Source organism: Chitiniphilus eburneus, assembly GCF_005048205.1.
GTDB lineage: Bacteria > Pseudomonadota > Gammaproteobacteria > Burkholderiales > Chitinibacteraceae > Chitiniphilus > Chitiniphilus eburneus.
The window spans coordinates 62,527-80,731 of record NZ_SUMF01000009.1; the positions used below are offsets into that span (position 1 = coordinate 62,527).

Consider the following 18,205-nt stretch of genomic DNA (forward strand, 5'->3'; position numbering starts at 1 on the left):
TGCCGGCAGCGTGGCCGCCAAAGCGAACAATCGTTCTGTAGTTGGGGCGAGGTTAATCGAACGAATGTTCGGCTGTCAACGCGGCAGGGAGGCGGATCGCGTAGAATCCGGTTTTTGCTTTTGGATTGAACAGATTGCGGATCTATCTCGCCCCGATGGAAGGGCTGCTGGACCATATCCTGCGCGACATGCTCACCCGCCTGGGCGGGGTGGATATCTGTGTGACGGAGTTCGTGCGGGTATCGGGCACCTTGTTGCCGAACCGCTTTTTCCAGCGCATCGCGCCGGAACTGCTCACCGGCAGCCGGACGCCCGCCGGCGTGCCGGTGCGGGTGCAACTGCTGGGCTCCGATCCGGGCTGCATGGCGGAAAACGCGGCCAAGCTGGCCGCGCTCGGCCCTGCCGGCATCGATCTGAATTTCGGCTGTCCGGCCAAGACGGTAAACCGGCATCGCGGTGGCGCGGTGCTGCTGACCGATCCGGAACTGCTGCATCAACTGGTGTCGGCGGTGCGCCGCGCTGTACCGGCGCACATGCTGGTGACCGCCAAGATGCGCCTGGGCTACGAGGATAAATCCCGCAAGCTGGAATGCGCGCAGGCCATTGCGGCCGGTGGTGCACAGGAGCTGGTGGTGCACGCGCGTACCAAGGTGGAGGGCTATCGTCCGCCCGCGTTCTGGGAGGAACTGCCCGCGATCCTCGAGGCGCTGGACATCCCCGTCATTGCCAACGGCGAAGTGTGGACCCCCGACGACTTTGCCCGCTGCCGTGCGATCTCCGGCTGCGAGGATGTGATGCTGGGTCGTGGCATGGTGGCCGATCCTGGCCTGGCGCGCACGGTGAAATGCGGCGAGCGCGCGGGCTGGGCCGAAGTCGAGCCGCTGCTGCGGCCGTTCTGGGACAAAGTGCAGTTGGCGACGCTACCGAAGTACCAGCCAGGCCGGCTCAAGCAGTGGCTGGCCTATCTGCGGCGCCTTCACCCGGAGGCCGATGCGTTGTTCCAGCGGATCCGCACGGTGACCGATCCGCGCGAGGTGGAGCGGCTGGTGTTTGACACGGCATCGACGCCGGGCGCGCGAACAACCGGCGAGATGGCGCGGGTGGAGTGAAAGAAAGGCCGGTGGAGGAACCGGCCTTTTTGATGCGGCCCATGCAGGCAGAAACGAAATGATTCAAGTGGAATCACTAATGTTCAAAAAAATAATTGAAATAGAAAATATCCCCGCTGTTGTTTGGGGGAGTGCAGCAAAGAAAGTAGTTGTCGCCGTTCATGGAAATATGTCGCACAAGACGGATGTTCCAATTGAGGTGCTGGCTCAAAATGTTTCGGTGAATGGTTATCAGGTGTTGAGTTTTGACCTTCCGGAGCATGGAGATAGGAAAAACGAAGATACGCCATGCAAAGTACAGCATTGTGTGAAAGATTTGATCAAGGTGATGCAGCATGCAAAGGCGAATTGGGAAGAAATCAGCCTTTTTGCCAATAGCATGGGTGCCTATTTCAGTCTTTTGGCTTACCGTAACGAGTCCATCAAGAAGGCTTGGTTCTTATCCCCGGTGGTCGATATGAAGCGCATCATTGACAATATGATGATGTGGTTTTATGTCTCGGAAGATCGGTTGAGACGTGAGCAGACAATTGCTACGCCCATAGGGCATAAACTGTATTGGGATTATTATTGCTATGTAAATGAAAATCCTATTGATGGTTGGTCTGTTCCTACAGCTATCCTGTATGGAAGTGAGGACGATATCTGTGATAGGGGTGTTTTGGTTGATTTTGTAGAGAAATTCTCTTGTGAGCTGCAGGTGGTGCAAGGCGCCGGGCATTACTTTCATACGGCCGAACAGCTGGGTGTTTTAAGTGATTGGCTGGAAAATGATGTGCGAAATGGAGGCAATGGCTGAAAGGGATTGGGTCAGCCGAGGATGACGCCACCAATAAAAATCTTGACCATTCCGTAGGGAATGATTGCATTCAATTTGGCGTAGCCTGGGGCTTGTGGGGTTGCCACATGCAACGCCGCTCGGCCAGGCGCCGTGCGGCGAACAGATGTGGCGATCAACGCATTGCGAAACGTTCGGCGTGGAATGCCGCCTTTGGCAGGCCGTGTTGGGTGAGGCCACGGCGCAGGCTGTCGGCGAATGGCAGTGGGCCGCAGAACCAGACCGCAGTCCGCGACAGGTCGCCGCTGTGCTGGGCCAGATGCTGCGCGGAGAGCCGGCCATCCTCGTCGGCAATCACTCGCTTCAGGCGCACGCCGGCGCGCTGGCATTGCGCTTCGAGGTCGGCGGGAAAGGCCGCTTCGAAGCGGGTGGCGGTCGAGTACCAGAGTTCGGTCGGCCGCCGCGCGCCGCCGTGGGCGGCGAGATCTTCAAGCCGCGCCATGAACGGTGTGATGCCGATACCGCCAGCGACCCAGACCTCGTGCTCGGCGTTGCCGCTGAAATCGAAGCGTCCATAGGGGCCTTCGACCGCGACCGCTTGCCCGGCCTTGATGCGGTTCAGGAGTGTCTGCGTGTAGTCGCCCAGTGGCTTGATCGCGAAGCGCAGTGCCTGCGGGTCGTGGCCGGCGGAGGCGATGGTGAAGGGATGCGCGCCTTCGAGCGTGTCGAACTTCAGGAAGGCGAACTGGCCTGCCTTGTGCGTCAGGCCTTCGCCATCGAGCCGGATGCGCAGGTCGATGATGCCGCCGTCGGCAAGGTCGATGTGCGTTACTTTGCCGTGCCGGGTGCGACTGCGCCCGATGAGGCCGGCAAGCGACCAGAGCGCACAGGCCGAGCCGATGGCGCCCACGGCGATCATCAGCCAGCCGGCTGGCTGGCTCCACCATGCCTGCGGCATCAACACGAGCCCGTGGTAGGTGCCGATGAGGAAGATCACGCCGAAGGCTTTGTGCACCCAGTGGAAATACTTGTAAGGAAAACGCTTGGTGAGTGCGAGCACCACCAGTGCGGCCATCACGTAGAACGACCAACTGCCCAGTTGATGCGCGAGTTCCTTGAAACTGAAGCCGGTTGCGCCGCGGGCTTCACCGCCTGCGCGCACCGGGCGCTGCACCAGTCCGGCTTCGACCAGCCATTTCGCGCCGTCGTGGCCCAGCCAGTGCAGCAGGATCAGCACGCCCGCCGCGATGCCCAGCCACTTGTGCAGCGCATAACCCTTGTCCAGCCCGCCGATGTGGCCTTCCAGCCACGCGGGCCGTACCGCGAGCAGCATTGCCAGGCTCATGCAGGTGAATGCGGAGATACCGGTCAACAGGATGAACTCTTTGCGCCAGGCGAAGAAGTTCGCGCCCGACAGCAGCGATGCCGCGCCGGGGGTGAACAGGTAGCAGGTGATCGCAAGGATCAGGGCGGCAGGCAGGATCTGTTGCAGTTTCATGATGGGACTCCATTTGCTGCCCGCGATTCGAGCGATCGGGCCGACCCTCCAGCCGCCAACAAAACCCAGCGCAGCGGTTCTGGCAATGAGCGCGGGATAAGGAAACCAATCGATATTGTATTTGCGCCGGATCAACCCAGTGCTGAGCCGGATCAAGTACGCCGCGGCAGCGGCGGCCGATCCGGCGCGCGTAACGAAGGTAGGGTGGGACCCCTTGCCGCCGAATTCGGGCTATCGCCGACGCGCGTCCGGCGCAGGGGGCGCCGCTGGAAACGGGGGCAGGACGCGGCAAGCCTTGCTGGAACAGGCGCTTGGCGGGCAGGAAAGAAGGCGTGGCGAAACTGGCGAGCGGCGCGAAGGCGGCCGCGCAGGGCGCCGGCCGGGTGTTGTGGCCCGCGATGCCCGTCATGCGCTGCGCTGACGGGCCGTCGAGGTGGGATTCGGATGGGCCGGGAGCGCAAAACCCGATGAAGCGGGAGGTTATATCCCGGTGGCAATCCCGATGCGGTTCAGCGCTCCGGCGTCAGTTGCAGCGGCGTGGGGGAATCCAGCTTCCACACGCCGGTCAGGCGCCAGGTGTGGTTGCCGTCGGCCAGCTCCACGTTCCAGCGCGGTTGCTCCAGCGGCCTGGGGAGGATGGCGGCATAAAGCTGAGGGCCTTGCTGTTGCAGGGTAACGTGCTGGTCCTGTCCTTCGCGGGTGGGGTGCAGCACGTGCAGCGTGAGGGGGCCTTTGACCGGCTTGTCGAACAGGATGCGGATGCTGCGCAGGTCGTCCGCCAGCATGACCTGGGCGCTGAGGCCGAGGGCGGCGGCGGCGTGGTCGCGGCCGAGCGTCTCGTTGATGGCCTGGCCTTCCTTGTAGTAGTCGTCGGTGACGAGGCCGTCATTGCTGGTGATTGCCAGCACCACCATGGCGATGCCGCCGACCACGGCCAGCGCGGGAATGCTCATCAGGAACCAGGGCCAGGGCGATTTGTACCAGGGGGGGGGCAGGGTGGCAGACATGATGTTCCGTGTAGGGCCGTCGACGCGGCCTTGGTGTGCAAAAGCGATGGAAGGGCGCCGCCGCTGAAAGTTCCAGCAATGGGCGCCCCGGCGTATCAGCGGTTGATGAAGGTGACGACTTCTTCGGTGGCAATGGCCGGCTTGTCGGTGGCGCGGATCAGTAGTTTCACTTCATGAGTGCCCTTCGGCGCCTGGTCGCTGGGCACCTGCAACCGTACGCCGACCTCGGCGATGCCGGTGGAGGCCACCTCGATCCGGTTGCCGCCCTGTACCACGGCGCGCATGCCTTGCATGCCTTGCGGTTCGATGGTGTAGACGTGGCTGTTTTCGTCGGCATTCTCGATCTGCACGATGTAGCTGTTTTCCAGCCAGCCATCGTCGGTTTCGCGCACCAGGGCCACGCGGTCGCGCGAGATGTTCACCTTCACCGGCTGGCGCAGCACCAGCGATACGACGGTGACGCTCAGGACGATGGCCAGCAGCACGGCATAGACGATCACGCGCGGGCGTTTCAGCCGCGACCAGAACGCCGACTCGGGATACTTGTGTTCCAGCGCGTTCTGCGTGGTGTAGCGGATCAGGCCACGCGGGTACTGCATCTTGTCCATCACGTCGTCGCAGGCGTCGATACAGGCCGTACAGCCGATGCATTCGTATTGCAGGCCCTCGCGGATGTCGATACCCACCGGGCAGACCTGGACGCACATCTTGCAGTCGATGCAGTCGCCCAGGCCGGCGGCGCGGTAGTCGGCGCCTTTCTTGCGATGGCCGCGCGCTTCGCCGCGCTCGGTGTCGTAGCTGACGATCAGCGTGTCGGCGTCGAACATCACGCTCTGGAAGCGCGCGTACGGGCACATGTACTTGCAGACCTGTTCGCGCATCCAGCCGGCATTGCCATAGGTGGCAAAGCCGTAGAACAGGATCCAGAAGGTTTCCCACGGGCCAACGCCCAGGTTGAGCGCCGCGCGGCCCAGCTCATGGATGGGCGTGAAGTAACCGACGAAGGTGAAGCCGGTCCACAACGCGAACACCACCCAGATCAGGTGCTTGGTCACCTTGAGCCGGATCTTGCGGGGGGTGGCGGGGCCGCTGTCGAGCTTGATCCGCTGCATGCGGTCGCCTTCCACCCATTTTTCGATCCACAGGAAAATCTCCGTGTAGACCGTCTGCGGACAGGCGTAGCCGCACCAGAGCCGGCCGCCGATGGTGGTCCAGGCGAACAGGCCGATGGCACAGGTGATCAGCAGGGCGGTGAGGTAGATGAAGTCCTGGGGCAGGAACACCAGGCCCAGGATGTAGAACTTGCGAGTGGCCAGGTCGAACAGCAGCGCCTGGCGGTCGTTGATGGTCAGCCAGGGCATGCCATAGAAGAACAACTGGGTGGCGAAGACGAAGAAAATGCGCCACTTGTTCCAGAAGCCGTTGATCCAGCGCGGATAGATCTTCTTGTGCTTGGCGTAGAGGTGGATTTCCTCGTATTCGCCGTCGTCCTTTTCCTGGACGACGGTGACCGGGATGTCCTGCAATTTCTGGCTCATGACGTGCTCGCAGAAGGTTGATGCAAACGTGCCGGGGTACGACACCCTTGCAGCAAGCTTCTCGACCGGCGCGCCGTGATCATGGCGCGCCCGCCGAAACGATCCATCGGCTGCCCAAAGTGCCAACGGGCGGGGATGGCCCGCCCGTCGTGCCGCTCGGGCGACCGCTTACTGCTGGTTGTGCGACAGGCCGTAGACGTAGGCGGCCAACAGGTGAACCTTGGCATCGCCCAGGAAAGCCTGCCAGGCCGGCATCACGTTGTCGCGACCATTGGTAATGGTTTCGACGATGGTGGCTTCCGAGCCGCCGTACAGCCAGATGTTGTCGGTCAGGTTCGGCGCGCCCAGGCTCTGGTTGCCCTTGCCGTCGGCACCGTGACAGGCCATGCACACCTGCTTGAAGGTATCGCCGCCGCGCGTGGCGCGCGCTTCGTTGTTCGGCTTGCCGGCGAGCTTCAGCACGTAGTTCGCCACATCCCGTACCTTTTCTTCGCCGAACGCCGCGCCGAAGGCGGGCATCTGGCCGTGGCGGCCGTTGTTGATGGTCTCGACCACCTTGACCGCGTCACCGCCGTACAGCCAGTCGTTGTCGGTCAGATTGGGGAAGCCCTTGGCGCCGCGCGCGTCCGAACCGTGGCACTGGATGCAGTAGGTGTAGAACAGCCGCTTGCCGATATCGCGTGCTTCGGGGTTCTGCGCCACCTGTTCGATGGGCATGGCCTGGTACTTGGCGAACATCGGGCCGTACTTGTCGTCGGCCTTCTTCACTTCCTGCGCGTGCTGGCCGGTGGACGACCAGTTCCACACGTTGCCGAACGCCACCAGGCCCGGGTAGGCCACCAGGTAGCCGACCGCGAACACGATGGTCGCGTAGAACAGCACCACCCACCAGCCGGGCAGCGGGTTGCTGTATTCCTCGAGGTCGCCGTCCCACTTGTGGCCGGTGACCTCTGCCTTTTCCCCTTTCTTGAGCTTCACCTTGCTCTGGCTGACCACGAGATAGCCCAGCCAGATCATCGATACGATCACGATGACGGCGATGTAGATGCCCCAGAAATCGCTATTGAAATCCTTCATTTGTACTCAGCTCCGCAGGGTCAGGACTGCTTGTCGCCCGCTTCGGGCTTGTCGTCGTCGAGAAATGGCAGCTTGGCTGCTTCATCCATGCCCTTGCGTGCGCGGCCGCTGTAGGCCCAGACGCAGATACCGACGAAGCAGACGAAACTCAGGACGGTGACCACCACCCGAATCAGGGTTTGCGTGTCCATGACCGATTACCTTTTGTTCTTCAGCGCGAGGCCCAGCCCTTGCAGGTAGGCGATGATCGCATCCATCTCGGTCTTGCCTTCCACCGCCTTCACCGAATCGGCGATGTCGGCATCGGTGTAGGGCACGCCCAGGCGGCGCAGCGCGGTCATCTTGGCCGGCAGCGATTCGGCATCCACCTTGCTGGATGCCAGCCACGGGAAGGGTGGCATGATGGATTCGGGCACCACGTCCTGGGGACGGATCAGGTGGGCACGATGCCATTCGTCCGAGTAACGGCCGCCGACGCGGGCCAGGTCGGGACCGGTGCGCTTGGAGCCCCACTGGAACGGGTGGTCGTACACCGATTCGCCGGCCACGGAGAAGTGGCCATAGCGCTCGGTTTCCGCGCGGAACGGGCGGATCATCTGCGAGTGGCAGTTGTAACAGCCTTCGCGGATATAGATGTCGCGGCCGGCCAGTTGCAGCGCGGTGTACGGCTTCACGTCCTTGATGGGCTGCGTGACGCTCTTCATGAACATCAGCGGCAGGATTTCGACCATCATCGCCACGCTGATGACCAGAACCGTGAGCACGATCAGCCAGCCCACTTTTTCTTCGATCAGTTTTTGAACTCGATTCATTTTGTGTCTTCTAGTGGTTCCTGGGCATCAGGCGTGGGCGACCACGGCCGGAATCTCGGCGTTCACCGGACGGCCGGCGAAGGCGGTGCGGAGCACGTTGTAAAGCATCAGCAGCATGCCGGAGAGGAACATGAAGCCGCCGAGGAAACGGATGAAGAAGTAGGGGTGGCTGGCCTTGACCGCGTCGATGAAGGCGTAGGTCAGGGTGCCGTCCGGGTTGACCGCACGCCACATCAGGCCCTGGGTCACGCCGGCGATCCACATGGATGCGATATAGAGCACGGTGCCCAGCGTCGCGATCCAGAAGTGGGTTTCCACCAGCTTCACCGAGTACATCTCTTCACGGTTGAACAGGCGCGGCACCAGGTAGTAGATGGAGCCGATGGTGATCATCGCCACCCAGCCCAGCGCGCCGGAGTGCACGTGGCCGATGGTCCAGTCGGTGAAGTGCGACAGCGCGTTCACTGTCTTGATCGACATCATCGGACCTTCGAAGGTGGACATGCCGTAGAACGACAGCGCGGTCACCAGGAACTTCAGGATCGGGTCGGTGCGCAGCTTATGCCAGGCGCCGGAGAGGGTCATGATCCCGTTGATCATGCCGCCCCAGGACGGTGCCAGCAGGATCAGCGAGAACACCATGCCCAGCGATTGGGTCCAGTCGGGCAGCGCGGTGTAGTGCAGGTGGTGGGGGCCGGCCCACATGTAGGTGAAGATCAGCGCCCAGAAGTGGACCACCGACAGGCGATACGAGTACACCGGGCGGCCGGCCTGCTTGGGCACGAAGTAATACATCATCCCCAGGAAGCCCGCGGTGAGGAAGAAGCCCACGGCGTTGTGGCCGTACCACCATTGCACCATGGCATCCACGGCGCCGGCATAGGCCGAGTACGACTTCCACATCGAGACCGGCATTTCCATGCTATTCACGATATGCAGCAGCGCCACCGCCAGGATGAAGCCGCCGTAGAACCAGTTGGCCACGTAGATGTGCTTCACCTTGCGGATGGCGATGGTGCCGAAGAACACCACGGCGTAGGCCACCCAGACGATGGTGATCAGGATGTCGATGGGCCATTCCAGCTCGGCGTATTCCTTGCCGCTGGTCAGCCCCAGCGGCAGGGTGACCGCCGCCAGGACGATGACCGCCTGCCAGCCCCAGAAGACAAAGCCCGCAAGCTTGTCGGAGATCAGCCGGACGTTACAGGTGCGTTGCACCACGTATAGCGAGGTGGCCATCAGACCGCAGCCGCCGAAGGCGAAGATCACGGCATTGGTGTGCAGAGGACGCAGGCGCCCGAAGTGGAAGTACGGGCCGACGTTGAGCTGCGGCCATACCATCTGGGCGGCGATCACCACCCCGACCAGCATGCCGACTATGCCCCAGACCACCGTCATAATGGCGAACTGCCGTACCACTTTGTAATTGTATGTGGCTTGGTTTTCCATGAAACGCTCCGAGAGGATCTCCAAAAACAGAAATTGCTGATTCAGTGCTGCAAATGCGGTGCGTGTCCTACCGATAAAGATCGGAAGAAACGAAAAGGTGTGGGAATGAACTCCAGGCGCCTTGCAAGGTTGGCCGAGGACTATTTCATGGGGCATTCACCCCACACTTGATGCATATCAAATTAATAGTTGATGTGCATCAAGTCGCTCGGTTATCGCGGTGCATTTTACCGTGACAGGGCACTCGCGGTCAGTTGTTTTTTTTGTCCGCACCCTCATTTTCATTGGCTTCCGAGGGTATGTCGTCGTCATGCAAAATGCGGTGTCCGGGGCCTTCCATATCGTCGAACTGGCCACTCTTCACCGCCCACCAGAACAGGCCACCGATGCAGAAGGCCAGCAGTACCGAAAGCGGGATCAACAGGTAAAGACTTTCCATCTTTCTATTCCTCGGAGGCCGCCGTGGCGGCCTGCGGGCGCCCGGCGGGATCGGCGGTGGCCAGCCGCAGCGCATTGCCGACGACGATCAGTGAGCTGAGCGCCATGCCCAGGCTGGCCAGCCAGGGCGTGACCAGGCCGCAGACGGCCAGCGGCAGCGCAACCAGGTTGTAGCCCAGCGCCCAGCCCAGGTTCTGGCGGATCACCTTGCGGGTGGCGCGGGCGGTGCGCAAGGCGGTCACCACCCCCATCAGCCGATTGTCGTACAGCACGGCGTCGCCGGCAGCCTGCGCCACGTCGGTGGCGGCACCCATTGCCATCGATACATCGGCGGCGCCCAGCACCGGCGCGTCGTTGACGCCGTCGCCCACCATCAGCACCCGTGCGCCGCCGGCCTGCAACGCTTTCAGATAGGCCAGCTTGCCCTCCGGCGATACGCCAGCGGCGACCTGGTCGATTCCCAACTGCGCCGCCATTTGCCCTGCGGCGGCGGCCCGGTCGCCACTGAGCAGGTGGACGGCCAGCCCGGCGGCACGAAGGTGCCGCACCGTGGCGGCCGCATCGTCGCGCGCGGTGTCGGCCAGGTGAAAATCGGCGATCCAGCCCGCCGAATCGGCCAGCGCCACGCGGGTATGGCCCGATTCGTCCTGCGGGACGGGGTGCCCGGTGGCTTGGGCAACGAACTGTGCGCCACCGATGGCGAAGGGCACGCCGTCGATGATGCCGGTCAGGCCGCCGCCGGGGTGATTGACCACATCGCGCGCGCTGAACCAGGTTTCCCCGCGCAGCGCGCGGGCAAGCGGGTGCTCGGAATGGGCTTCCAGCGCGGCCGCCAGTTGCCGGGCGCTGGCTTCGTCGCCGCGCCACAAGGTGATGTCCACCACCCGTGGCGTGCCCTGGGTCAGGGTGCCGGTCTTGTCGAATACCACGTGGGTCACGGCGGAGAGCGCTTCCAGCGCATGGCCACGGGTGATCAGCACGCCACGGCGCGCCAGTGCGCCGGTGGCGGCGGTCAGCGCGGCGGGTGTCGCGAGCGACAGCGCGCACGGGCAGGAGATCACCAGAACCGCGACGGTGATGGGTAGTGCATGGCTCGGGTCGTGCAGGTGCCAGTACAGCCAGGTTCCCGCCGCGACCAGCAGCAGGGCGGCGACGAACCAGCCGGATACCCGGTCGGCAATCAAGGCCACGCGCGGTTTTTCGGCCAGCGCGCGGTCGAGCAGGCGCACGATGCCGGCCAGGCGCGTGGCTTCGCCCACCTGTTCCACCCGGACCACCAGCGGCGAGCCCCGGTTGACCGTGCCGCCGGTCACGCCGTCGCCAGGGGCCTTGGCGATCGGACGGCTTTCGCCGGTCAGCAGCGCTTCGTCGACTTCGGCCCTGCCGTCGAGTACGACGCCATCGATGGGAATGGTTTCGCCAGGGCGTACCAGCAACACATCGCCCGGAACCAGGGTGGTGACTGCCGCTTCATGTGGCTGCGCATGACGTGGCCAGTCCGCCAGCCGATGGGCGAAGGCGGGGATCAGCCTGACCAGCCCTTCCAGCGCGGCGCCCGCCTTCTGCCGCGCCCGCGTTTCCAGGTAACGGCCGGCCAGCAGCAGGAACACGAACATCGAGACCGAATCGAAATACACCTGGCCGTGGCCCGACCACAGCGCGACGACACTGGCGATGAACGCCGACAGCACGCCGACGCTGACCGGCAGATCCATCCCCGCGCGGCCGCGCCGCAGGTCGCGCCAGCTCGACGTATAGAACGGCCAGCTCGAATACAGCACCACCGGCAGTGTCAGCAGACCGCTGGCCCAGTGCATCAGATTGAGCCAGATCGCATCGATCTCACCGTCGCGCGCCATGTAGATGGGCACTGCGAACATCATCACCTGCATCATCGACAGGCCAGCGACCCACAGCCGGAACAGCGCACGCTTGCGCGCTTTTTCCTGGGCGGCCTCCTGGCGTGCCGCATCGTAGGGCTGTGCACGGTAACCGATGGCGGCCACTGCGCGCAGGATCTGCGAAAGCTGGACGCGGCTTTCGTCCCAGCGCACCCGTGCCCGATGGGTGCTGTAGTTGATCGATACCGCCAACACCCCGGGCACGCGCGCCAGTTGCCGCTCGTTCAGCCAGACACATGCCGCGCAGACGATGCCTTCGATCATCAGCGACGCTTCGCGCGTCGCGTCGCCCTCGACGTGGACAAAGCCGGTTTGCAGCGCGGGGTCGTCGTACAGCCGCAGTTGTTCCAGCAGTTCATCCGCCAGTGGCGCGGCACGGTCCGCCGGACGCTCGCGCTGCGCGTAGTAATCGCCCAGCCCGGCATCGATGATGCTCTGTGCCACGGCCTGGCAGCCGGCGCAGCAGGCCGGTTGCGCCTGCTGGCGATAACGGATGGGAAGGTTGAGTCCGTCGGGAACCGGCTCGCCGCAATGGAAGCAGGGGACGGGGACAGGCGGTGCGGCGTTCATGGGCGGGGATTGTACGCCGCCAGGCCGCGCCGCGCTTGGCCTGGCGGGGTTTCCCGCCTGCTGTGCCCCGGGATGGAAGGCTTACGATTGCCGATAAACGGTGGTTATCAGTGCTTGCCAGCGGGGCGCCATCGTTCGACTATGCACGTTGTATATGAGAAAAAACTGAAATAGCCGCTGACCGAGCGGCAGACCAAGAGTCCGGGAGGGACCGAAAGGATGGAAGCCGACAGTCTGGCCGTGGTGAATCACCACTATCTGGATCGGGTCGTGACCGCCGCCGAGCATCACGAGATCGAAACCAGTGAGGATATCTACACCGAAAACGGCATCAAGTTGCTGGCCAAAGGCGCCCGCATCTCGCCATCCGTGCAGCAGCGCCTGATCATCCACAAGCTGAAGAAACCCCTGGAAAGCTGCCTTCAGGTGAGCCAGGGCGTGGATGCCAACCGGCTGATCCAGATTGGCCAGACAGTCATCGAAGACAACCCGGGTCTCGCACCGCTGTTCGCCGATTTTGGCCTGTTGCCGCGCCTGCGCGATATTCCGCTCAACCCTGCCGTCGTCAACATGTTGACGGTGGCGTGCGCCCACGATCCGAACAGCCTGCGGCACTACGTACTGGTCACCTTGCTGTCGCTGGGCCTGGGGCGCCGGCTCAAGCTCACCGAAACCGAACTGGGCGTGCTGGCGTCGGCGGCGTTGCTGCACGATATCGGCGAGCTTTATATCGACCAGCGCCACCTGGATCGGCGGCAGGTCCTGACCCCCGAGGCCTGGCGGCATGTATCGGTGCATCCGGTGGTCGGCGCGACGCTGGCGGGCGAGGTGTGCGGCATGCCGTCCGAGGTGACCGAAGCCATCCTGCAACACCATGAGCGCGGCGACGGCGGTGGTTATCCGCGCGGCATCGCCGCGCCCAACCTGTCGCGTGCGGGCCGCGTGCTGGCGGCGGCGGAGATGATCGCCTCGCTGACCGAGCATGGCGCATACCCGCTGGAGCGGGCCGAGGTGGCGCTGCGCATCGTGCCGGTGGAGTACGACCCCGTGCTGGTGTCGGTGGTCTCGCAGGCGCTGGGCGAGGCGCGGGTCAGCGAGTACCAGATGCCGGACACCGAATACGTTCAGGATATGCACGCGCTGCTGCGCAAGATCGCGGTGGGCGCCGAAGTGCTCGGGCGATGCCGCGCCGAGGTGGGCCAGCATGGCGAGGCATGCGTGCAATTGCTGGCGCGCGTGGAGGCGCGCTTCGTCCTGATCCAGCGCGCATTTTCCAGCACTGGCCTGGATGTGGTGACGGACAAGCCGCATTTCGATGCGCTGATCGGCGATGCCAGCGGCTGGTTGCGGTTCGAGCTGAGCCTGGTGCTGCGCGAGATCCGCTGGCGCCTGCGCGAACTGGCGCGCGATCTGGCGCTGCGCGCCTCGTTGCAGTCGGCAGCGGTGGCGGCGTATTTCCAGCCCTTGGTGCAGTTGCTGCACGATGGTTGATCTGGCCCCGGGCCAACAAAAAGCCCCGCTGCGAGCGGGGCTTTTTGCGAAGGCCACACCAATCAGGCGAGGCCCTTGGGCAGCGAGAACACCACGTTTTCCTCGATGCCCGGCATTGGCGTCACCGAATCCGCGCCCAGGCCGCGAATGCGGTCGATGACGCGTTGCACCAGGATATCCGGCGCCGATGCCCCGGCGGTGATGCCGACGCGGGCGCCCTCGGTGAACCATTCCGGTTTCAGCTCGGTTTCGTTGTCCACCATGTAGGCATCGATGCCCAGGCTGGCGGCCACTTCGCGCAGGCGGTTGGAGTTGGAGCTGTTGGGCGAGCCGACCACGATCACGGTATCCACTTCCGCCGCCAGTTGCTTCACCGCGTCCTGGCGGTTCTGCGTGGCGTAGCAGATGTCGTCCTTCTTGGGCCCGACGATGTCCGGAAACCGGGCGCGCAGCGCGTCGATCACCACCTGGGTATCGTCCACCGACAGGGTGGTCTGCGTGACGTACGCCAGCTTCTCCGGATTGGCGACCTTCAATGTCGCCACATCGGTGGCGTCCTCGACCAGCAGCATGCCGCCCTCGGATTGGCCCATCGTGCCTTCCACCTCGGGGTGGCCCTTGTGGCCGATCATGATGATCTCGAAGCCCTGATCGCGCAGGCGCTTCACTTCGAGGTGCACCTTGGTCACCAACGGGCAGGTGGCGTCGTAGACGGCGAGGCCACGGGTCTCTGCCTCGCGCCGCACCGCTTGCGAGACGCCGTGCGCGGAAAAGATCACCGTGTTGCCGGCCGGAACGTCGGCCAGTTCCTCGACGAAGATCGCGCCTTTCAGCTTGAGGTCCTCGATCACGAATTTGTTGTGCACCACCTCGTGACGCACGTAGATCGGGGCGCCGAACTTGGCCAGCGCCGTTTCGACGATGGCGATGGCGCGGTCCACGCCGGCGCAGAAGCCGCGCGGCTGGGCCAGGATGATCTGCATGGGTTTGTTCATGCCTGTTTCTCCGGCGCGGGCTTGCTGCGGAAACTGTCCCAGACCATCAGCGCCGCGCCGATGCAGATGGCCGAATCGGCGAGGTTGAACGCCGGGTAGTCCCAGTCGCGATAGTAGACGTGGATGAAATCGATCACATGGCCGAGCAGGATACGGTCGATCACGTTGCCGAGCGCGCCGCCCATGATCAGCGCCAGCGCCAGCGAGAGCCGGGTTTCGCCGTGATGCCGCCGCAGCATGAACACGATCCAGGCCGAGACCGCCGCCGCCAGCACGGTGAAGAAATGCCGCTGCCAGCCGCCGGCGTCGGCCAGGAACGAAAACGCCGCGCCGGGGTTGTAGGCCAGGGTCAGGTTGAAGAAGCCCGGGATGACCGCCAGTTGCTCGCCGTAGACGAAACGGGCTTCCACCGCGTGCTTGGTGATCTGATCGAGCACGATCACGACGAAGGCCACGGCGATCCAGCGCCAGAAAGCGCCGGGTCCGCTGGAAGCGGAGGGGATTCGATCGACCGTCATGAATTCAGCACCCTTTCGAGCAAAGCGAGGCTTCCTCGCCGCAGCGAGGGGGGAGAGGGGCGAGCCGGCGGCGGCTGGCCCCGACGGGCCAGGCATTACGCATGGGCACGCACCTCGGCATTGCCGAACAGGTTGCCGTGGCAGCGCGCGCACAGGCCCGGATGATCTGCATGGCTGCCGACGCTGCTGGTGTAGTGCCAGCAGCGCTCGCACTTGGCGGCTTCGGATGGCGTGACGGCAATCTGGTCGTCGCCCTCGGCCACGGTGGCGCGCGAGGTGATCAGCACGAACTTCAGCTCGTCGCCCAGCGCGCGCAGCGCGTGCAGCGTGTCGCCGGAGGCGTGCAGGGCCACTTCGGCTTGCAGGCTGGAGCCCAGCTTGCCGTCGGCGCGTTGCACTTCGATTTCCTTCTGCACGTTGGCGCGTACTTCGCGCACCAACGCGAACGATGCAGCCAGCGCGGCGGCGTCGCCCACGGCCGGCACGGCATGCCAGGTGGCCAGTTGCACGTTTTCTTCCAGGCTGCCATCCAGGCCGCGCAGCACTTCCCAGGCTTCGTGCGCGGTGAACGAGAGGATCGGTGCCAGCAACCGCACCAGCGTCTGGGTGATGTGCCACAGCGTGGTCTGGGCGGAGCGGCGGCCTTCGGCATCCGCGCCCATGGTGTAGAGGCGATCCTTGATCACATCCAGGTAGAACGAGCCCAGCTCCTCGGAGCAGTACGCGTGCAGTTCCTGCACGGCGGAGTGGAACTCGTAGCGCCCGTACAGCGCGGTGACGCGCTGCTGGAACGCATCCAGTTCGACCAGCGCGTAGCGATCCAGCGTCAGCAGTTCATGCACTGGCAGCGCCCGTGCCGGATCGAAGTCCGACAGGTTGGCCAGCAGGAAGCGCAGCGTGTTGCGCACGCGGCGGTAGGCATCGGTGGTGCGCTTGAGGATTTCCTGCGACAGCGACATTTCGCCGGAGTAGTCGGCGCTGGCGATCCACAGGCGCAGGATGTCCGCGCCCAGGGTATTGAAGATTTCCTGCGGTTCGATGCCATTGCCCAGCGATTTGGACATTTTGCGGCCGTGCTCGTCCACGGTGAAGCCGTGGGTGAGCAACTGGTCGTAGGGCGCGCGGCCCTCGGTGGCGCAGCCGATCAGCAGCGAACTCTGGAACCAGCCGCGATGCTGATCGCTGCCTTCCAGGTACAGGTCGGCCGGCCAGCGCAGTTCGGGGCGCTGGCGCAGCACGGCGTAATGGGTGGAGCCGGAGTCGAACCACACGTCCAGCGTGTCCTTCAGCTTGGCGTAGTGCGCGGCGTCGTCGCCCAGCAGCTCGGCGGCATCCAGCTTGAACCAGGCCTCGATGCCTTCCTGCTCGATGCGTTGCGCCACCTGCTCCAGCAGTTCGTCCGAACGCGGGTGCAGCGCACCGGTTTCCTTGTGCGCGAAGAAGGTCATTGGCACGCCCCAGTTGCGCTGGCGGCTGATGCACCAGTCCGGGCGGTTGCCGATCATCGATTCCAGCCGCGCACGGCCCCAGGCCGGGAAAAACTCGGTGGCCTCGACCGCGCGATTGGCTACGCCGCGCAACGTATCGCCCGCGACATCCTTTTCCATCGCGATGAACCACTGGGCGGTGGCGCGGAAGATGATCGGGGTCTTGTGGCGCCAGCAATGCGGGTAGCTGTGTTCCAGCTTCTTGTTGGCCAGCAGCGCGCCACTGCCTTGCAGCGTTTCGAGTACCAGCGGGTTGGCTTCCCACACGCTCTTACCGGCGAACAGCGGGGTGGTGGAGATGAAACGGCCATCGTCGCCCACGGGGTTGTCGGTGGGCAGGTGATACTTCAGGCCGACGATATAGTCGTCCAGGCCGTGCGCGGGCGCGGTGTGTACCAGGCCGGTGCCGGCCTCGGTGGTGACGTGCTCGCCCAGGATCAGCGGCACCTTGCGCTCGTAGAACGGGTGTTGCAGCAATACGCCTTCCAGCGCGGCGCCCTTGGCCTGGGCGACGATCATGCCTTCCAGTTCGTAGCGCTTGAGCGCGCCTTCGGCCAGATCGCTGGCCAGCAGCAGCAGGCCCTTGGGGGTGTCGATCAGGTCGTAGGTCAGTTCGGGATGGACGGTGACGGCCTGGTTGGCGGGCAGCGTCCACGGGGTGGTGGTCCAGATCACGGCATGGGCGTCACCCGCGATGGCGGTGCCACCGAAGGCGCGCGACAGCGCATCGGTATCGGCCACGCGGAAAGCCACGTCGATGGCTGGGGATACTTTGTCCTCGTACTCCACCTCGGCTTCGGCCAGCGCCGAGCCGCAGTCCACGCACCAGTGCACCGGCTTCTGGCCACGGGTCACGTAGCCGTTGGCGTTGATCCGGCCCAGCGTGCGCACGATGTCGGCCTCGGTCTTGAAATCCATCGTGCGGTAGGGGTTCTCCCAGTCGCCGATGATGCCCAGGCGGATGAAGTCGCGGCGCTGGATGTCCACCTGGCGTGCGGCGTAGTCGCGGCACAGCTCGCGAATGAACGACGGCGGCAGTTCCAGCGATTTGGCGTCCAGCCCGTGTTCCTTGCGGTAGGCGACGATGCGCGCGTGCGTTTCCGGGTTGGCCTTCACTGCCTTGGCGTCGCCCTTGCAGATTTTTTCGATCTGGTGCTCGATCGGCAGGCCATGGCAATCCCAGCCCGGCACGTAGGGTGCGTCGAAACCGGCAAGGCTCTTGGATTTGACGATGATGTCCTTGAGGATCTTGTTCACCGCGTGGCCGAGGTGGATTTCGCCGTTGGCGTAGGGGGGACCGTCGTGCAGGATGAACAGCGGACGGTTCTGCGCCTTGGCCCGTTCGCGCAGCTTGCGATAGAGCTGCATGTCCTGCCATTGCTTCAGGAAGCCCGGCTCGCGCTTGGCGAGGTCGCCTCGCATCGGGAACGGCGTATCGAGCAGGTTGACGGGGTATTTGTTGTCGGCCATGGGTTTGTGAACTCGGAAGATCCGTAAGAGGTATGGGTGGGACGGCGGTTTATCCAGCGTCCCGGAT

At 64.0% G+C, this 18,205-nt stretch carries 15 protein-coding genes; 3 read left to right on the forward strand and 12 right to left on the reverse strand.

The window, feature by feature from the left end:
- Positions 1-155: 155 nt before the first annotated feature.
- Both FAZ21_RS10085 and FAZ21_RS10090 read left to right on the forward strand, forming a co-directional pair.
- Entirely contained in the window at positions 156-1,109 is a 954-nt protein-coding gene (locus FAZ21_RS10085) for a tRNA-dihydrouridine synthase (RefSeq protein WP_136773379.1), read from the forward strand.
- A gap of 79 nt (positions 1,110-1,188) precedes the next feature.
- The gene (locus FAZ21_RS10090) at positions 1,189-1,908 is read left to right on the forward strand and encodes an alpha/beta hydrolase (RefSeq protein ID WP_136773320.1); all 720 of its coding nucleotides are present in this window, start codon (positions 1,189-1,191) and stop codon (positions 1,906-1,908) included.
- 154 nt (positions 1,909-2,062) lie between these two features.
- Here the strand turns inward: FAZ21_RS10090 and FAZ21_RS10095 are convergent, their stop codons facing one another.
- From FAZ21_RS10095 to FAZ21_RS10135, 9 genes are all read right to left on the reverse strand, one after another.
- A complete protein-coding gene (locus FAZ21_RS10095) occupies positions 2,063-3,385 on the reverse strand; it encodes a ferredoxin reductase family protein (protein WP_136773321.1) in 1,323 nt (440 codons plus the stop codon).
- A 509-nt stretch (positions 3,386-3,894) separates the two neighbouring features.
- Entirely contained in the window at positions 3,895-4,392 is a 498-nt protein-coding gene (locus FAZ21_RS10100; protein ID WP_136773322.1) for a FixH family protein, read from the reverse strand.
- 95 nt (positions 4,393-4,487) lie between these two features.
- Positions 4,488-5,930 (reverse strand): cytochrome c oxidase accessory protein CcoG, encoded by a 1,443-nt coding sequence (gene ccoG / locus FAZ21_RS10105; protein WP_136773323.1) that lies wholly within the window; start codon positions 5,928-5,930, stop codon positions 4,488-4,490.
- A gap of 168 nt (positions 5,931-6,098) precedes the next feature.
- Positions 6,099-7,007 carry a cytochrome-c oxidase, cbb3-type subunit III gene (gene ccoP, locus FAZ21_RS10110; RefSeq protein ID WP_136773324.1) on the reverse strand — a complete coding sequence of 303 codons (909 nt, stop codon included), beginning with the start codon at positions 7,005-7,007 and terminating at the stop codon, positions 6,099-6,101.
- 20 nt (positions 7,008-7,027) lie between these two features.
- On the reverse strand, positions 7,028-7,198 hold the full coding sequence (locus FAZ21_RS10115; protein WP_136773325.1) for a cbb3-type cytochrome oxidase subunit 3: 171 nt from the start codon (positions 7,196-7,198) through the stop codon (positions 7,028-7,030).
- Between the two features lie 6 nt (positions 7,199-7,204).
- Positions 7,205-7,819 (reverse strand): cytochrome-c oxidase, cbb3-type subunit II, encoded by a 615-nt coding sequence (gene ccoO, locus FAZ21_RS10120; protein WP_136773326.1) that lies wholly within the window; start codon positions 7,817-7,819, stop codon positions 7,205-7,207.
- Positions 7,820-7,846: 27 nt separating this feature from the next.
- The gene (ccoN, locus tag FAZ21_RS10125; protein ID WP_136773327.1) at positions 7,847-9,268 is read right to left on the reverse strand and encodes a cytochrome-c oxidase, cbb3-type subunit I; all 1,422 of its coding nucleotides are present in this window, start codon (positions 9,266-9,268) and stop codon (positions 7,847-7,849) included.
- A 250-nt stretch (positions 9,269-9,518) separates the two neighbouring features.
- A complete protein-coding gene (gene ccoS, locus FAZ21_RS10130; protein ID WP_136773328.1) occupies positions 9,519-9,707 on the reverse strand; it encodes a cbb3-type cytochrome oxidase assembly protein CcoS in 189 nt (62 codons plus the stop codon).
- 4 nt (positions 9,708-9,711) lie between these two features.
- Positions 9,712-12,177: a heavy metal translocating P-type ATPase gene (locus FAZ21_RS10135; protein WP_136773329.1), complete on the reverse strand. Its 2,466-nt coding sequence runs from the start codon at positions 12,175-12,177 to the stop codon at positions 9,712-9,714.
- Positions 12,178-12,396: 219 nt separating this feature from the next.
- Between FAZ21_RS10135 and FAZ21_RS10140 the strand changes: the two genes are divergently transcribed.
- The gene (locus tag FAZ21_RS10140; RefSeq protein WP_136773330.1) at positions 12,397-13,668 is read left to right on the forward strand and encodes an HD-GYP domain-containing protein; all 1,272 of its coding nucleotides are present in this window, start codon (positions 12,397-12,399) and stop codon (positions 13,666-13,668) included.
- Positions 13,669-13,730: 62 nt separating this feature from the next.
- Here the strand turns inward: FAZ21_RS10140 and ispH are convergent, their stop codons facing one another.
- The 3 genes from ispH to ileS all read right to left on the reverse strand — a co-directional run bounded on the left by ispH (position 13,731) and on the right by ileS (position 18,138).
- Positions 13,731-14,663 carry a 4-hydroxy-3-methylbut-2-enyl diphosphate reductase gene (gene ispH, locus FAZ21_RS10145; protein WP_211243428.1) on the reverse strand — a complete coding sequence of 311 codons (933 nt, stop codon included), beginning with the start codon at positions 14,661-14,663 and terminating at the stop codon, positions 13,731-13,733.
- Positions 14,660-15,181, reverse strand: coding sequence for a signal peptidase II (gene lspA / locus FAZ21_RS10150; RefSeq protein WP_136773331.1), 522 nt, complete (start codon positions 15,179-15,181; stop codon positions 14,660-14,662). The genes ispH and lspA overlap by 4 nt, the downstream gene beginning before the upstream one ends.
- Positions 15,182-15,276: 95 nt before the next feature.
- Positions 15,277-18,138, reverse strand: a complete 2,862-nt coding sequence (gene ileS / locus FAZ21_RS10155; protein WP_136773332.1) for an isoleucine--tRNA ligase — start codon at positions 18,136-18,138, stop codon at positions 15,277-15,279.
- Positions 18,139-18,205: the final 67 nt, after the last annotated feature.

What these genes read in the sequence shown, in the direction of transcription:
- FAZ21_RS10085 (WP_136773379.1), top strand. Translation starts at nt 156, where the DNA reads ATGGAAGGGCTGCTGGACCATATCCTGCGCGACATGCTCACCCGCCTG.
- FAZ21_RS10090 (WP_136773320.1), top strand. Translation starts at nt 1,189, where the DNA reads ATGTTCAAAAAAATAATTGAAATAGAAAATATCCCCGCTGTTGTTTGG.
- FAZ21_RS10095 (WP_136773321.1), bottom strand. Translation starts at nt 3,385, where the DNA reads ATGAAACTGCAACAGATCCTGCCTGCCGCCCTGATCCTTGCGATCACC.
- FAZ21_RS10100 (WP_136773322.1), bottom strand. Translation starts at nt 4,392, where the DNA reads ATGTCTGCCACCCTGCCCCCCCCCTGGTACAAATCGCCCTGGCCCTGG.
- ccoG (WP_136773323.1), bottom strand. Translation starts at nt 5,930, where the DNA reads ATGAGCCAGAAATTGCAGGACATCCCGGTCACCGTCGTCCAGGAAAAG.
- ccoP (WP_136773324.1), bottom strand. Translation starts at nt 7,007, where the DNA reads ATGAAGGATTTCAATAGCGATTTCTGGGGCATCTACATCGCCGTCATC.
- FAZ21_RS10115 (WP_136773325.1), bottom strand. Translation starts at nt 7,198, where the DNA reads ATGGACACGCAAACCCTGATTCGGGTGGTGGTCACCGTCCTGAGTTTC.
- ccoO (WP_136773326.1), bottom strand. Translation starts at nt 7,819, where the DNA reads ATGAATCGAGTTCAAAAACTGATCGAAGAAAAAGTGGGCTGGCTGATC.
- ccoN (WP_136773327.1), bottom strand. Translation starts at nt 9,268, where the DNA reads ATGGAAAACCAAGCCACATACAATTACAAAGTGGTACGGCAGTTCGCC.
- ccoS (WP_136773328.1), bottom strand. Translation starts at nt 9,707, where the DNA reads ATGGAAAGTCTTTACCTGTTGATCCCGCTTTCGGTACTGCTGGCCTTC.
- FAZ21_RS10135 (WP_136773329.1), bottom strand. Translation starts at nt 12,177, where the DNA reads ATGAACGCCGCACCGCCTGTCCCCGTCCCCTGCTTCCATTGCGGCGAG.
- FAZ21_RS10140 (WP_136773330.1), top strand. Translation starts at nt 12,397, where the DNA reads ATGGAAGCCGACAGTCTGGCCGTGGTGAATCACCACTATCTGGATCGG.
- ispH (WP_211243428.1), bottom strand. Translation starts at nt 14,663, where the DNA reads ATGAACAAACCCATGCAGATCATCCTGGCCCAGCCGCGCGGCTTCTGC.
- lspA (WP_136773331.1), bottom strand. Translation starts at nt 15,181, where the DNA reads ATGACGGTCGATCGAATCCCCTCCGCTTCCAGCGGACCCGGCGCTTTC.
- ileS (WP_136773332.1), bottom strand. Translation starts at nt 18,138, where the DNA reads ATGGCCGACAACAAATACCCCGTCAACCTGCTCGATACGCCGTTCCCG.